Genomic DNA, 15,428 nt, shown 5'->3' on the forward strand with positions numbered 1-15,428 from the left:
ACTGATATTCACCACGACGGACTGCCATGAAACACGCGGGTATCGATGCTTTCAACCGTCTCGAGAAACTGCTCCGCGATCTGCGCACGCTGCCGGATTTGCGGGAACGATCGACGGGTGTGTTCTATAGAAAATCGAAGCCGTTTCTGCATTTCCATGAAGACTCAACCGAGCTTTACGCGGATTTGCGTATCGCGGATGAGTTCAAGCGCTTTCCCGTGAATTCGGCGAAAGAGAAAGAGGTTCTGCTGAATGCGGTACGTGTCGTGTTGACCTCGTAGCCTCTAAACCGCTCACACCGAACCGGCAATATGCTCCCGCAACCATTGATGCGCCGGGTCGCGATGAGAGCGCTCGTCCCACAGCATGGTCATTTCGTAGCCAGCGACTTCAACCGGCGATTCGACAACCTGCAGCGCATGGGTATCGCGAACAAGCCGCGCGGGCACCATCGCCACCAGATCGGTGTTTGCCACCACGGACAATACGAACAGAAAATGCGGAACCGACAGCACCACCCGTCGTTTCAGACCTGACTCCGCTAGCGCTTCATCGGTGACGCCGCTAAAGCCGCCGCCATCCGGCGACACGATGACATGCTCGAGTGCGCAAAATTGCGCGCGCGTCGGTCTTCTCTTCAACCGTGGATGCCCCGCGCGACCGGCCAGCACATAGCGTTCCGCAAAGAGCACGCGCTGCCGCATACCTGGCGGTGCGTCTTCGCTGATGTGAAAAGCAAGATCGATTTCTCCCTGTTCCGCCTGTTTCGCGATGCGCGGCGGCGCCAGTTCGACAAGCGCCAGTCGGGTATGCGGCGCGGCCGAACGCAATCCGCTCAAAGCAGGCAGCACGACGGTCGACTCGCCGTAGTCGGTTGCGGCGACGCGCCATGTATGGGTGGCTTCGGCGGGATCGAAGGGGGCGGCGGGTGCCACGGTGCGTTCGAGTGCATCGAGCGCTTGCCGCAAGGGTTCGCGTAACGCTTCCGCTCGCGCGGTCGGCCGCATGCCGCGCGGTCCCGGCAGCAACAGCGGGTCATCGAAAATGTCTCTGAGCTTCGCAAGATGAACGCTAACCGATGGCTGCGAGAAATTCAGACGCTCCGCTGCACGCGTCACGTTGTGTTCTGCGAGCAGGACATCGAGCGTGACTAACAGGTTGAGGTCCAGGCGTCGGAGATTATTCATTGCTATACCTGCAATATTGGATATTCATTTCCAATATACCTGACGAGACCCTATTCTGCGTTCTTCTCGTCATGGAGGTCCAATCGTGAATGTGCTGCTCGTCTATGCTCACCCCGAACCCCGGTCGTTGAACGGCTCGCTCAGGCGCTTTGCAGTCAAGCGTCTTGAAGATGCCGGACACGTCGTTCAGGTATCGGATCTTTACGCAATGAACTGGAAGGCATCGCTCGATGCGCTTGACAGCATCGACAGACAACCCGATGCGCGTTTCGATCCCGCGCTCGACTCGAAGCATGCGTTCGAAAATGGCCTGCAGAGCGCAGACATCGCGCTCGAACAGCAGAAACTGAAGTGGGCGGATGCGGTCATCCTGCAGTTTCCGTTGTGGTGGTTTTCGATGCCGGCAATCCTGAAGGGCTGGGTGGAGCGTGTCTATGCGTATGGTTTTGCCTACGGTGTGGGGGAGCACTCCGATACGCACTGGGGTGATCGCTACGGGGAAGGAGCGATGGCAGGCAAGCGTGCGATGCTGATTGTCTCCACGGGCGGATGGGAGTCGCACTACAGCGCGAGAGGGATCAATGGCCCGATTGACGATGTGCTGTTTCCGATCCAGCACGGTGTGCTGTATTACCCGGGCTTCGATGTGCTGCCGCCGTTCGTGATCCATCGGACCAGCCGGATCGACGAGACGAGATTCTCGACGATCTGCGATGCGCTCGGGCAGCGACTCGATAATCTCTGGACAACGCCACCGTTAGCATTCCGGTCGCAGAATGCCGGTGCCTACGATATTCCGCAGCTCACACTGAAGGACGATATTGCGCCGGGGCAGGTTGGGTTTGCGGCGCATAGGGCGTAGGCGGTGCCCCTTCGGATATACAAGGGGCGTTTCCGTTACTGAAAAATGCGCTTGAACGATTCGAGTTTGCTTTCCCATATGTAAGGTTCCTCCACTGGCATTCCCTATACATCGCGTTCAGGATATCCTCTGCCCAATTCGTAAGAGATCCTGAAGCGAAGGTACTGCATTCGTATAGAAGAAGATCCCAGGGGATGCTTCCAATGAGCTTGGAACGACAAAACTTACAACCTGCTTCACAGACTGACAGGCATTACAAAAATCTTTCTATTCTGGCAAAGACCGCGCTTGCAGCGGTGGTCGTTGCTGGCGTCATTGCGTCGGGCGTTTTCTATACATCGGGAACCGCATGGTTCGGTGGAGAACCAGGTGACGACGTTAGCGTGTCGGATCAAAAATTACGCACCGAGGCTTTTGAGGCAATCAAATATCTTCCGGTATCGAAGGTTGCTGCTGCGGAATTCCCGACTGCTTTCGATTCCATGCATTTAACGCCCGACGAACAATCAAGGTTGCGCCTGCAACTTGCGCAGAGTCCGGCGACTTCGCCGACACATGCGACTCCCGCTGATGCGTCGTCGACGAAAACCTCAGGCGACAACGCAGGTGCGGCCGCCGCGCATACCGATGTCGCTCCAGCGCCAGCTCCTGCTACAACTGCACTGGCGCAGGCCGCTCCAGCCACTCAGGCTGCGCAACCGGTCCTCGTCTGGGTGCGCCTCTGGGATAGCAATGTCGAAGACGGCGATGTTGTTCGAATCGATAGTGCGGGCTATTCGCGAACGGTCTCGCTGACCAACCGTGGCATCACGTTCGCGGTTCCCGTGTCTGCGAGTGGGCAGATTCGTATTACCGGAATCAGAGATGGCGACGGCGGTGGCATTACCGTCGGCCTCGGTTCTGGATCTGCACAAGCAATCCTGCCGATCATGAGCGTCGGGCAGGTACTTACCTTGAACGTCAGGACAAACTGATGCGTTGGCTCAACTCCTTTGCAACGCGTTACGCGCCCCTCGCTTTTCTTGTGATGGCGTGCGTAGCGTTGGGACAGTTCCTGTCTCAACACGGGCCTGCGCGATCGGATCTCGAACAGCATGCGCATGAAGCCGCGAGGTTTTTGCATGAACACGCGTGGATCGGATTTGCAATTGCAGTAGTGTTCTGGTTAATCGTCTTTGCAGGCTATTTTCACGATCGACATCGAACTCAATACGGCGATGTCAAACAAGGCGGGTGGTTAATGGACGCACTGGACAGGCTTACGAATCGACGTGCCCTGGAGCAGAAGATTGCCCAGGAACCCGAGCCGCAGATTCTCGATGCGGAGAAACTCGCGAGCGCGCTAAAGAGCAAGGTGATCGGTCAGGACGCTGTCTGCGACGATATCGCGGCGCAAATTCGTCGCCGTCTCGCACTCCGGCAGCGCAACAAGCCGATCGGTGTGTTTATGCTGGCGGGGCCGCCAGGAACCGGGAAAACCTATCTGGCGAAAAGTCTGGCAGCGGAACTCGGTCGTGCGCTGTTGCACTTCGATATGACGTAGTTCTCGAGCGGCGCACACGGCGCGACGCAATTGTTCGGTGCATCGAAGGGATACGTTGGTTCGAATTCCTACGGCAAACTTACGGCTGCTTTGCGCGACACACCCGATGCGGTCGTATTGCTCGATGAAATCGAAAAGGCTCACCCCGAGGTTCACAAGAATTTCCTGACGGCGTGGAACGATGGTTTCGTAACCGAGGCATCGGACGGAAAGCAGATTTCGACGACCCGTGCGATCTTCATGCTAACCACGAATGCCGCCACCGACGCGCTTCATGCGTTGAGCGAGCGATTCGCAGACGATGCGGATGAACTGAGACGCGCCTCGACAAATGCGCTCGGTGAGGCGGGCTTTGCCCCCGAGGTGCTCAATCGCATTGATCGTATTTTCGTTTTTAAATCGCTCACTGGTCTGGATATCGCCCGCGTTGCAGCGCTTGAAATCGAAGCGATGATCAAGAGCTACGGCCTCGATGTGGCCGATGAAGGCATCGATCCGGATATTCTGATCAACATGATGCGACGTCAGAGCCGGCTAGGTACGGGTGCGTCGTCGCGCGATCTCGTCCGTGCGGTCGAGGAGTCGCTGGCGGACACACTCATCGATGCCAAAGAGCACGGCCATACCAAGGTCGCGCTCGTGTCGGTGGAGGGAGGCGTGATCGCCAAGCCGCAATGACGAGTCCAAACGTATCCAACCTGTCGAGCACTCACGGCAAATCATTGTGGGCACGCGCGCCCGTGTGGCGCTTGTGCGTTTCGGCAGCGGCGTTGTCGACTGTCGTTGTGGTGTGCTTTCCCCCAAAATGGCGCGCACTCGATGTGATGCCCGCCCCACCGATGCCCGAGGCAGTGACCTATCATTCGCCGGAGCCGGCGGTGGGGGCACCCGTCTCGACGACGCCGCCGGTCGTTGCGCAGACCAGACCCACAGTCACTACGCCAGAAGCAGTCGCAAGCGCCACTACGAGGACGAAGCCGACAGTTCCTCAAAAAGCGGTTGCAGTAGCCGATCTCGCAACGAAATCACCGGCAACGGCCGCGATTTCAATGGCAGTCCCGGGTGCAGCGGCCAAGCCGGATATCTCCGGTCTCGATGGTGCTCTGCTTGGCCGGACTTATCGGCAGGTGATCCCGGTCGAGGGGTTCAATGTCCCGCTACCTCCGGGACAGTGGGCCGTGCTTGCGAACAGCACGGCTCGCACACGCGGTGCATCGGGAATGGCCTATTTTCTCGGGCGAATCGAGCACAAGCGGCTTGTCGGTGCGATCAGATTGTTTGCATTGCACAGCAACGATCAGCCAGGCGCGGGTTTTCCTGCCGCGAATGCCTGCACGACTGGCAACCCGGATTTGAATTATCTGTATCTGGACTCAGTGACGGCGTTTGACCATCAGGGATGCTGGCTAATCAATCACTATTTCACCCCGCCGTTGCAGCAGTGGGCGGATCGCGCGATCAAAATCTCTTCCCTTGACCGCGCCGCGGCGGGCGATCTTGCGGCAAAGGGCGTGACCTACCCGCAGGACATGGTCAATGTCCGATTCACGCGCGCGGAAACCTGGGGTCTGCTCGAGGTTTCATACATGTTCGATCCCGAAGTCGAAGGCATTAGTTCCAACACGGCGCTTTCCGCCCGCGAATCGGACTGGCATGCAACGAACGCTCCTAGATTTTCTGCGAAGGTTGCTTATCTCGCGAAGCTACAAAGCTGGGGCGAGGAGTTCTGGCCGAAGTTTCAGCAGGCATTTGGATCGGGGCAACCGGTCGCTATGGTCGTCAAGCCGGATGCAGCGTCTCAACCCTGATCGGCATGGTCCACTCGGTTTGACCAGGCCGCGTTGACCTTGTCGTTTCGCGAAACCATTCCGGTTGCTGTAGCTTTCTTTTTGCATTCAGCCCCCCAAACACCGATTGCGACGGCGAAACGCCTGCGTTAGCCTTTGCGCCTACGGCGACCGCGCAGATTCTTTGCTGTGCCAAACAGGTACGTCATGGTCGCTGCGTACGTTGCAAGTCCCCAACCAAGGTGGCGAACGACGTCACGACAAAACGAAAAACACTTGAGGACACAATGCTCACAAGGAATTGGCTCGCAACAGGTGTGACGCTTATCGCATCTGCACTGGTGATTCATCAGAACGCATACGCCGACGAAGGGATGTGGCAGCCGTCGCAACTTCCCGCTCTCGCGGGCCAGTTACAACAACGCGGCCTCGCGCTCGATCCTAAACAACTCTCAACACTGACATCGTGGCCGCTAGACGCCGTCGTCAGTCTGGGTTTTTGCACTGCGTCATTCGTTTCGCCCGACGGCTTGATTGTCACCAATCACCACTGCGGATTTGGCGCGTTGCAGGTTAACTCCACGCCGCAGAAGAACCTGATCAACGATGGTTTTCTCGCGCATACGAAGCAGGAAGAACTGCCTGCCGATCCGACCCAGCGGGTCTACGTGACCGAGCAGATCAGCGACGTCACGAGTCAGGTGAACGCGGCACTGAAGCCGGACATGGACGGCTATGCGCGTTTTGTTGCCATCGACGAGGCGAAGAAACGCATCGTGGCAGGCTGCGAAACACCGGGCTATCGATGCGACGTCTACACGTTCAGCAACGGCTACGACTACCAGTTGATCCGCCAGAAAGAGCTACGCGACATCCGGCTCGTCTATGCGCCGCCGCTGTCGATCGGCAAGTTCGGCGGCGACATCGACAACTGGATGTGGCCACGCCATACCGGCGACTTCAGCTATCTGCGCGCCTATGTCGCTAAAGACGGTAGCTCGGCTTCGTATTCGAAGGACAACGTTCCCTTTCGTCCCGCGCATTGGATGACGCTCAATCCGAAGGGCGTCAAGGCCGGCGATTTCGTCATGGTGGCCGGCTATCCGTACAACACGGATCGCTATCGGCTAGCCGATGAACTGCAAAGCGCGATCGACTGGGAATATCCGACAAAAATCGGCATGTCTACGGATATGCTTGCTCTCGTCGATGCCGCGAGCAAAAAGAACCCGGAAGTCGGCGTCAAGTACGCGACCCTCGTCGCGGAGCTCAACAACGCCATGAAGCTGTTTCAAGGCAATCTCGAGGGGCTCGCGCGTAGCAATGCGCTGGCCACCAAACGCGCGCAGGAAGCTGCGCTCGATCAATGGCTTGCCCAGCAAAAGCCTGGCGGTGCGCTTGACGGCGCCGCGCTGCAGGCCGATGTCGTTAATCTGCGCAAGCTCGTCGACGCACACCTGAAACTGCGCGAACGCAATTTCGTGCTGGCGATGATCCAGCGCGGCGGGCTGTTCGACGCGTCCTATCAGATCGTGCGCCTTGCGCAGGAAAAGCAGAAACCCGATCTCGAGCGGGAAGAGGGCTTCCAGAAGCGTGACGAAATTCGCCTGCTCGGTGCTGAGCAAGGTCTGGACCAGGAATTCGATCCGGCGATGGATCAGCAACTGCTGGCCTACCAGTTGCAACACTACGTGAAACTCCCGGCTGCGGAGCATCTGCCTGCGCTTGATCGGTGGCTCGCTGGCGCGAACGACGAAGCCGGCATCGCCAAGAAGGTCGCGACGCTGTATGCCGGTACTTCGTTGACCGATACCAAAACGCGCGTTGCACTGCTTTCCGCAACCCCTGCGCAGATCGATGCCAGCAACGATACTTGGATCAAGCTGATGCGTGAGCTGATGCCCGACCTGCTCGCCGTGGAGCGCCAGAACAAGACGTTTGCCGGCGACGAAACGACGGCTCGCCCGGGCTATATGGCGGCGCTGATTGCCTTTAACGCGTCGCGTGGACTGCCGGCCTATCACGATGCAAACGGTTCGCTGCGCGTCACGTTCGGTACCGTCCAGGGCTACAAGCCGCGCGACGCGGTCGAATACACGCCGTTCACGACCGTCGACGGCATCGTGCAGAAAACCACCGGCGTAGAGCCGTTCAACACACCGCCTGCGGAACTGGCGGCGATTCGCGCGAAAGCGTTCGACGGTCTTGCGCCGGCGGGAAGCTCGCTGCCCGTCGCTTTTCTCGCGGACCTCGATATCACCGGCGGCAATTCCGGATCGCCGGCGATGGATCGCAACGGTCAACTGGTGGGTCTTGCGTTCGATGGTGTCTGGGAAGGCACGAGTTCCGGCTGGCTCTTCAATCCCGCTGAAACCCGCTCGATTCAGGTCGATGTGCGTTACATGCTGTGGGTGATGCACCACCTCGACCACGCGGACAATCTGCTCGACGAGATGAAGGTGAAGGTGCCGCAGTAAGGGGCCTGTGGTTGACGGCATCATGATATCTGACTAGAGTCAGATATCATGAAAACACTCGACATCCAGCAGGTTCGCAGCTTCAACCGCATCGTGGCCGAGGGCATCGGCGCAATCGACGACAGCTTTCTCGGCCGCGGCCGCCCCATGGGCGAGTCGCGTCTGCTCTGGGAGATCGGTCCCGATGGCGCCGATCTGCGCGCCCTTCGCGAACGCCTCGATCTCGACTCGGGTTATCTGAGTCGCATACTTGGTTCGCTTGAGCGGCAAGGGCTCGTTGCGATCGAGGCGCACCCCGATGATCGCCGGGTACGCCGCATTCTGCTTACTCGATCGGGGCTCAAGGAACGAGCTGAACTCGACCGGTTGTCGGACACGGTAGCAGTCCGTGTGCTCGATCCGTTGAGCGAAAGCCAGCGCGTGGCGTTGCTCGCCGCGATGGCCGAAGTAGAGCGTCTGCTGCAACCGTCGTTGATCCGCTTCGAGATCGAAGATCCGGCTAGCGACGATGCGCGCTGGTGTTTCGAGCAATACTTCACCGAACTCAACGCACGCTTCGAAGCGGGATTCGATCCGTCGTCCAGCCTGCCGGCCGACACGCATGAACTGACGGCGCCGCATGGCGCACTGATCGTCGCGCGGTTGCGCGGCAATCCGGTGGGCTGCGTCGCGCTCAAGTTTCACAAGAAATCGCCGGCCGAACTCAAGCGGATGTGGGTCAGCTCGTCGGTGCGGGGGCTCGGCGTAGGGCGGCGTTTACTCGATGAAGCCGAGAAACAGGGGCGCAAGAGCGGCGCGCGCGTGATCCGCCTGGAAACAAACCGGACCTTGTCCGAAGCAATCAATCTCTATCGGCGCTGCGGATACGTAGAAGTCGATCCGTTTAGCGCGGAGCCTTACGCACACCACTGGTTCGAAAAGAAATTGACCTGAACAAGCCACTAGAGGGAGACGGGTATGGTCGCCGACGGCGAGGTAATGGGCTTCATTCCAACAGTCGATTCCGCAAAAGCGCGTCGATTCTATGAAGAGGTTCTGGGGCTGTGCTTTGTCAGCGACGATCCCTTTGCGCTGGTCGTCGCATCGCAGGGAACGGAGATACGGATAGCCAAGCTGCATGAATTTACGCCGGCACCGTACACGATACTTGGCTGGCGTGTGAAAGACATCGAGCAGGAAGTGCGCACACTAAGTGCTAAAGGTCTCGTCTTCAAGCGCTATCCGCCACTGGAGCAGAGCGACGCCGGCATCTGGACTTCGCCGTCGGGAGCCCGGATTGCATGGTTTGCGGACCCGGACGGCAACGTGCTTTCTATCTCCCAGCATGTGGATGCCGTTGCGTCGACCTAGCAACCTTCATCGCCCCCGCGCTCTACGTTTTGGCATACATCTGCGCCAGATCAGGCTGCACTCTATTGTGGCGAACACCTTAGTCGCGCTAATCTTGCGGCGCCTCGTCACTCAAAGAGTCCACATGAAGCCAACAAAAAGTCTACTCGCCGCGACGCTCGCGCTGACGTTCGTCGCCACGCCGGGCCTGTCCTGGTCGGCGGAGAGTCAACCGGTGGCGCCCGTGCGTCCGGTGACCACCACGTACTTCGGCACACCGGTCGTCGACCGCTATCGCTACATGGAGAACCTCAGCGATCCGGAAGTGCAGAGCTGGATGAAGGCGCAGGCCGCCTATACCCGCAAGGTAATCGACAGCATTCCGGACCGCGCCTCTTTGGCGACGCACATCCAGGAGTTGATGGCCGGCGACCTGAAACGCTATGACTTTACGCGTCGTGGCGATCGGCTCTTCTACCATGTGCTGGAGCCCGGTACCAATCTGCCCAAGCTCGCGTATCGCGATGGTGTGAAAGGCGAAGAACACGTGCTCGTAGACCCGGCGAAGCTTTCTACCGACAGCGCGCATCACTTCGCGCTCGACTGGTACTCGCCGTCGTGGGATGGGCGCTATGTCGCCTATGGCGTCTCCGAAGGCGGGTCGGAAAAGAGCGTGCTGCACGTCATCGACTTGCAGACCGGCAGCCAGCTCCAGGAGACCATCGATCGCACGAGCGATTGTTTCGTTTCCTGGCGCAACGACAATAAATCGTTCTTCTACCTGCGCTACCCGAAAGCCGGACCGGATACGCCACCTTCGCTGAGCGAGTACAACGCGGTGACCTTCCTGCACGTACTGGGTCAACATACCGACGGCGAAGGCGACGAAGCGGTGTTCGGACGCGGCGTGTCCGCATCGGTCGATGTGCCTGAAGGGCAGGCCACCTATGTCCTGCTGGCACCCGATTCGCCGTATGCGGTAGCCGTCGCGAATCACAACGTGGACAACAACCCGAATACCTTCTACGTCGCGCGCCTCGATCAGATTCACGGCGCACAGACGCCGTGGAAGAAAATTGCCACACCCGAAGATGGTGTAACCGACGTGCGTCTGCGCGGCGATCGTCTGTATGTCCTGTCGGACAAAGGCGCACCGCGCTTCCAGATCCTCTCGACGCCGCTCGCCCATCCCGACATCGCGCATGCGAACGTGGTCGTGCCCGAAAGCGAAAACGTGCTCGATGCGTTCGAAGTTGCCAGCGACGGGATGTATCTCGGCGAGCGCGCCGGTGCGACCTTCGAGTTGCGGCACGTGTCGTACGACGGCAAGGACAACCAGCCTATCGGCCTGCCGTTTGCCGGTACGGTGAGCGATCTCGCCACCGATCCGCGTTCGCCAGGCCTGCTGTTCAGCCTGCAGGGCTGGGTCAAGGCGCCGCGCGAACTGAGCTACGCGCCAGGTGCCAGCGCGGCAACCGATACCGGACTGGTCCCGCCCTCGAAGACCGAATCCGACGATATCGAAGCACACGACGAGTTTGCCACCAGCTACGACGGTACCCGCATCCCCGTATCGATCATCGCGAAGAAAGGTGTGACGCGCGACGGAACGAATCCGACGATCGTCTATGGCTACGGCAGTTACGGCATATCGATGGACCCGTCGTATCGCCCGGCGTGGCAGGGCTGGATCGACCGTGGCGGCATCATCGCTGTGGCGCACATGCGCGGCGGCGGCGAATACGGCGACGCCTGGCATCGCGCGGGGCAGAAGCTCACGAAGATCAACACGATGATGGACTTCATCGCGACCGCGCAGCACATGATCGACGAGCGCTACACGCAGTCGAAATACCTCGCTGCAAACTCGGCAAGCGCGGGCGGTATCGTCATGGGCGGTGCCATGGAGATCAACCCGGGTCTGTTCCGCGTGATTCTCGACGACGTTGGCCTGTCCGATGCCTTGCGCTTCGAGACCGAACCGAACGGGCCGCCCAATGTACCCGAGATGGGTTCGAGTTCGAACGAGGCGGGCTTTCACGGCCTCTATGCGATGAGTGCCTATGCGCATATTCATGACGGCACGCCTTACCCTGCTGTCATGTTCACGACCGGCGCGAACGATCCGCGCGTCGCGCCGTGGCATATGCTGAAGATGGCTGCACGAACCCAGGCTGCGACGAGCAGCGGTCGGCCCGTGCTGTTGCGCATCGACTACGATGCGGGCCACGGTATTGGCTCGAGCGTGTCGCAGCGTGCCAACCAGCTCGCCGACGAATGGTCGTTTGCGCTGTGGCAGATGGGTGAGGCGGGATTTCAACCGAAGCAATAGTGCAGTGATGGACGGGCCACGCAACGTGGTCCGTCTATTCGCGCAGTCTTTATCAACCATCGAGAAACCAGCATGCTGACCGTCCATCACCTCGGTAAATCGCAGTCCGAGCGCATCGTGTGGTTGTGCGAAGAACTCGCGATTCCCTACGAATTGAAGATCTACAATCGCGACCCCGTTACCCGGCTTGGGCCGCCCGAGTACAAGGCGTTGCATCCGCTGGGTACGGCGCCGATCATTTCGGACGGCGACATTGTGCTGGCCGAATCCACCGCGATCATGGAGTACATCATCGCGAAGCACGGCAACGGCGGCCTCGTGCCGGCTGCCACCGACGCCACGTTCCCCGACTATCTGTTCTGGTTTCACTTTGCAAACGGCTCGCTTCAACCCAATCTTGGACGCAGCATGCTTCTGGGCCGTGTCGATCTGCCTGCCGACAATCCGACCTTGAAGTGGTCGAGCGCGCGGCTCGACCTCGTATTGAATCTTGTCGAAACCCGCTTGGGCGAAACCGACTATCTGGCAGGAAATGCATTCACCGCAGCGGATATTTTGACGGTATTCTCGTTCACGACGATGCGGATTTTTATGCCTTTCGATCTCTCGCCTTACCCGAATATCCTCGCGTACCTTCAGCGTATTGGTGCCCGCGACGCGTATCGACGGGCGATGAAAAAAGGCGATCCGGACATGACGCCGATGCTGACCTAGGCATTGCGTATCTACTCGGTGTCAAGTTCGCACGATAAGCCATAAAAAACGCGTAAACCTCCGTCGCAGCAAGGCGACCGGCGCGCTCGCCCACGCAATTCTTTACGGGATTTTTTCTTGCGCGCCGCAACAGGCCAAACCTACACTTCGTGCAACGTGATGCGAAAACGAGGTTGTCATGTTGCAGCAACGTGTAGCGATGAAGCGCCCTGTACCGATCACTTATGTCCATCGCGGCATGGGCAATATCGAGCTGCGGCGCTTCGACCCGACGCGAGATTCGTTCGACGAACTGACCGCGATGCTGCATCGTGCGTTCGCGCGACTCGGTGCGATGGGACTCAACTGCACGTGTGTCGATCAACCGGCTTCTGTCACACAGGCGCGTGCGCTGAGCGGCGATTGTCATGTCGCCGTATGTGATGGACGTATCGTCGGCACGATGACGCTCTACGCGCCCGATCGCGATTCGCCTTGCGAGTTTTATCGTCAGAACGATGTAGCCAGCGTGCGGCAGATCGGCGTCGAACCCGAGTGGCAGTCGCGTGGTATTGGCGCATTCATGCTGGCGTTTGCCGAACATTGGGCTGCTACGCGCGGCTACGCGGAGCTGGCACTCGATACGCCGCAGCCCGCCGCGCATCTGATCGCGTTCTATCGCCGGCAAGGTTTCCGGATCGGCGACTTCATGAGATTCGATGGCAAGCGCTACGACAGCGCGATCCTGCATAAGCCGCCGGTGGCTGCGCGCACGCTCGCTGCGTGGTCGCATCGTCTCGAACTCCCGCATCACGTGCTCGCTCGCGTCGCGTGATCCGGCGCATCGCTAAAGAACCATTTCCCACGCTTCAGAAGGACCCGTTACACCGATGGCCCACTCCAGAACCGCCTCGATCTTCAGAGGATTTGCCAAGGTCATGGTGGTCGCCTTCGTGGCCAACCAGATCCTGACCACTGCCTTTACGTATGTTGCGCAACAGGTGGACGCCAACCTCACGCATCAGACAATCATGGTGTTTAGCTGCGTCACCTGTGGTCTCGTGACGATGTGGCTCCAGGCCGATGCGCGCCGCGCGTTTGCTTTCGCGCGTGAGAAAGGCTTCATCAAAACGCCAGGCGACACCGGCAATGCGCTGGAAATTGCAGTGGATTGTCCGAAGCGCTGGCTCGTCATCCTGCATATCGAACTGAACCCTGCGGTGGTTGGCGCTTAAAAGCACCGTTAACGAAATCTTTATACGTTTCCCCGCACGTTTTTCAGCACCTTGACCCAACGCATGCTGCAATGAAAAGGTCGTCCCCGCTTCTTCAAGCGAATCGGAGCACTCGATGTTAAAGATGCTGATCCCGGTGGTGGATCACGGTGGTGCGGTACAGGCTGCGCGTTATGCGGCGTTCATGTTCCTTGAGCACTGCGTGTCCGAAGTCGAATTGCTCGAGGTGCTGGAGCCGATCGATCAGGGACGCACGGCAGCGTTTCATTCACGCAGCTCACTGCTTCGAAAAGAGAAACACGCCATGCTCGCTCCGCTGATCGAGGCACGTTCGATTCTCGAAGATGCAGGTGTTCCCTATAAATGGAAGCGGGTGTTCGGGCGCGGCACGAAGGCGATTGCCGCCTACGCGGCCACGACTCAATCGGACGTCGTGGTGATCGATGCCAGCCACTTCGGTTTTTTCCGCAGACTGATCGTGCTCGCCAACCTGTGGAGACACACGACTACACCGGTGACGATGCTTCACTAGCCACTATCCGTCGGCTGCTCAAGAGAAAAACACGAACGAGAGCGTAAGTGCCCCATAGATCGCGATTCCAACCGCCGGTTGTCCCACAGCGATCGCCATCGCCGCCGCAACGGTTGCTGCCCCGGTAAGCGCAAACCGATAACGCCGGCGGCTCTGCCGGCCGGTCATACCGGCAACGCGTGGTGCCCCTGTACCGCGGCGAATATTCAGGCTGGACATGGTGAAGCCTCGCTGATCGATCCGGCGATTCTGTCATTACGCGTATATCCGGCGTGTAAAGAAGGCCACGGAAAGCGCAAAATAGCGGTATTCGCCGCGTCACGAGCCGTTCCGCTTCTCAACGATCGCTCACCGAGCCATCCAGCAAAGTAATACGGCTGACATCGCTTCAGCCGATAATCGCCGGTTGACGCCGCGTTGCACGGGCGTACTGCTTACCCTCTTATTTCCGCCGCAAGGAGAATCGCGATGAACGAGCAGGATCAGAGACCCGAAGCACTGCTGGCGGAGCGGCAACGTCGCTTCGAGGAAGACCTGGTCGACGCGTACGACGAGGAACTCGAAATGGAAGTCGACGACCGCCTGCTCGACGGCGCGGCGGGCATGACGCCCGAAGCCCGCGACGCGCGCAAGATGTACTTCCGCGAACTGTTCCGCCTGCAAGGCGAACTCGTGAAGCTGCAGGACTGGATCGTCAAGACCGGTCACCGGATGGTCGTGATCTTCGAAGGGCGCGATGCGGCGGGCAAGGGCGGTGCGATCAAGCGCATCACGCAGCGGCTCAATCCACGCGTGTGCCGCGTCGTCGCACTGCCGGCACCGAGCAATCGCGAGCGCACGCAATGGTATTTCCAGCGTTACGCGACGCATCTGCCGGCAGGCGGCGAAATGGTGCTGTTCGATCGTAGCTGGTACAATCGCGCGGGCGTCGAACGCGTAATGGGTTTTTGCAGCGACGACGAATACGAAGAATTCTTCCGCTCGGTGCCCGAGTTCGAAAAGATGCTGGTGCGCAGCGGTGTGCAGATCCTGAAGTACTGGTTTTCGATCACCGACGAAGAGCAGGAAATCCGCTTCCAGGCGCGTATTCAAGACCCGTTGAAGCAATGGAAGCTGAGCCCGATGGATCTGGAAAGCCGGCGCCGTTGGGAAGCGTACACGCACGCGAAAGAAGTGATGTTGCAGCGTTCGCACATTCCCGAGGCGCCGTGGTGGGTCGTGCAGGCCGTTGACAAGAAGCGTGCGCGGCTCAACTGCATCCACCATCTGCTGAGCCAGGTGCCGTATCACGAGATCGATCATCCGAGCGTCTCGCTGCCCGAGCGTGTGCACCATGCCGAGTACATCCGCCAGCCGGTGCCGGCGGAGCTCATCGTGCCCGAGATCTACTGAGTACGCGTCACGCGTATCAGTCCACTGGCGCTCGCCGGTGGACCGCACAAAAAAAAGCA

16 protein-coding genes and 1 pseudogene are annotated in these 15,428 nt (G+C 59.3%); 15 read left to right on the forward strand and 2 right to left on the reverse strand.

The window, feature by feature from the left end:
• Positions 1-26: 26 nt before the first annotated feature.
• Positions 27-281, forward strand: coding sequence for a hypothetical protein (locus M0D65_RS15350; protein ID WP_266253458.1), 255 nt, complete (start codon positions 27-29; stop codon positions 279-281).
• Between the two features lie 12 nt (positions 282-293).
• On the opposite strand, the gene M0D65_RS15355 is transcribed toward M0D65_RS15350, so the two are convergent.
• Positions 294-1,187 (reverse strand): LysR family transcriptional regulator, encoded by an 894-nt coding sequence (locus tag M0D65_RS15355; protein ID WP_266253459.1) that lies wholly within the window; start codon positions 1,185-1,187, stop codon positions 294-296.
• Positions 1,188-1,272: 85 nt separating this feature from the next.
• Here M0D65_RS15355 and M0D65_RS15360 point away from each other — a divergent pair, with 85 nt between their 5' ends.
• From M0D65_RS15360 to M0D65_RS15420, 13 genes and pseudogenes are all read left to right on the forward strand, one after another.
• Positions 1,273-2,049, forward strand: coding sequence for an NAD(P)H-dependent oxidoreductase (locus tag M0D65_RS15360; protein ID WP_266253460.1), 777 nt, complete (start codon positions 1,273-1,275; stop codon positions 2,047-2,049).
• Positions 2,050-2,252: 203 nt separating this feature from the next.
• Positions 2,253-3,023, forward strand: a complete 771-nt coding sequence (locus tag M0D65_RS15365) for a hypothetical protein (protein ID WP_266253461.1) — start codon at positions 2,253-2,255, stop codon at positions 3,021-3,023.
• A 266-nt stretch (positions 3,024-3,289) separates the two neighbouring features.
• Complete coding sequence (locus tag M0D65_RS15370) at positions 3,290-3,592, forward strand: AAA family ATPase (RefSeq protein ID WP_266253462.1); 303 nt, start codon at positions 3,290-3,292, stop codon at positions 3,590-3,592.
• A 27-nt stretch (positions 3,593-3,619) separates the two neighbouring features.
• A pseudogene (locus tag M0D65_RS15375) lies at positions 3,620-4,270 on the forward strand (AAA family ATPase); the annotation flags it as partial.
• Positions 4,271-4,431: 161 nt separating this feature from the next.
• Positions 4,432-5,400, forward strand: coding sequence for a hypothetical protein (locus tag M0D65_RS15380; RefSeq protein WP_266253463.1), 969 nt, complete (start codon positions 4,432-4,434; stop codon positions 5,398-5,400).
• A 266-nt stretch (positions 5,401-5,666) separates the two neighbouring features.
• The gene (locus tag M0D65_RS15385; protein WP_266253464.1) at positions 5,667-7,856 is read left to right on the forward strand and encodes a S46 family peptidase; all 2,190 of its coding nucleotides are present in this window, start codon (positions 5,667-5,669) and stop codon (positions 7,854-7,856) included.
• A 48-nt stretch (positions 7,857-7,904) separates the two neighbouring features.
• On the forward strand, positions 7,905-8,789 hold the full coding sequence (locus tag M0D65_RS15390) for a helix-turn-helix domain-containing GNAT family N-acetyltransferase (RefSeq protein ID WP_266253465.1): 885 nt from the start codon (positions 7,905-7,907) through the stop codon (positions 8,787-8,789).
• A 24-nt stretch (positions 8,790-8,813) separates the two neighbouring features.
• Complete coding sequence (locus M0D65_RS15395) at positions 8,814-9,206, forward strand: VOC family protein (RefSeq protein WP_266253466.1); 393 nt, start codon at positions 8,814-8,816, stop codon at positions 9,204-9,206.
• Between the two features lie 124 nt (positions 9,207-9,330).
• A complete protein-coding gene (locus M0D65_RS15400; RefSeq protein ID WP_266253467.1) occupies positions 9,331-11,517 on the forward strand; it encodes a prolyl oligopeptidase family serine peptidase in 2,187 nt (728 codons plus the stop codon).
• A gap of 72 nt (positions 11,518-11,589) precedes the next feature.
• Positions 11,590-12,231 carry a glutathione S-transferase family protein gene (locus M0D65_RS15405; RefSeq protein WP_266253468.1) on the forward strand — a complete coding sequence of 214 codons (642 nt, stop codon included), beginning with the start codon at positions 11,590-11,592 and terminating at the stop codon, positions 12,229-12,231.
• A gap of 178 nt (positions 12,232-12,409) precedes the next feature.
• A complete protein-coding gene (locus M0D65_RS15410) occupies positions 12,410-13,045 on the forward strand; it encodes a GNAT family N-acetyltransferase (protein WP_266253469.1) in 636 nt (211 codons plus the stop codon).
• 55 nt (positions 13,046-13,100) lie between these two features.
• Entirely contained in the window at positions 13,101-13,445 is a 345-nt protein-coding gene (locus M0D65_RS15415; protein WP_266253470.1) for a hypothetical protein, read from the forward strand.
• Positions 13,446-13,560: 115 nt separating this feature from the next.
• Positions 13,561-13,977 (forward strand): universal stress protein, encoded by a 417-nt coding sequence (locus M0D65_RS15420; protein WP_266253471.1) that lies wholly within the window; start codon positions 13,561-13,563, stop codon positions 13,975-13,977.
• Positions 13,978-13,995: 18 nt separating this feature from the next.
• On the opposite strand, the gene M0D65_RS15425 is transcribed toward M0D65_RS15420, so the two are convergent.
• A complete protein-coding gene (locus tag M0D65_RS15425) occupies positions 13,996-14,196 on the reverse strand; it encodes a hypothetical protein (RefSeq protein WP_266253472.1) in 201 nt (66 codons plus the stop codon).
• Positions 14,197-14,445: 249 nt separating this feature from the next.
• Between M0D65_RS15425 and ppk2 the strand changes: the two genes are divergently transcribed.
• Positions 14,446-15,369 (forward strand): polyphosphate kinase 2, encoded by a 924-nt coding sequence (gene ppk2 / locus M0D65_RS15430; protein WP_091014899.1) that lies wholly within the window; start codon positions 14,446-14,448, stop codon positions 15,367-15,369.
• Positions 15,370-15,428: the final 59 nt, after the last annotated feature.

It is taken from the genome of Paraburkholderia sp. CHISQ3, assembly GCF_030464945.1.
Lineage (GTDB): Bacteria > Pseudomonadota > Gammaproteobacteria > Burkholderiales > Burkholderiaceae > Paraburkholderia > Paraburkholderia megapolitana.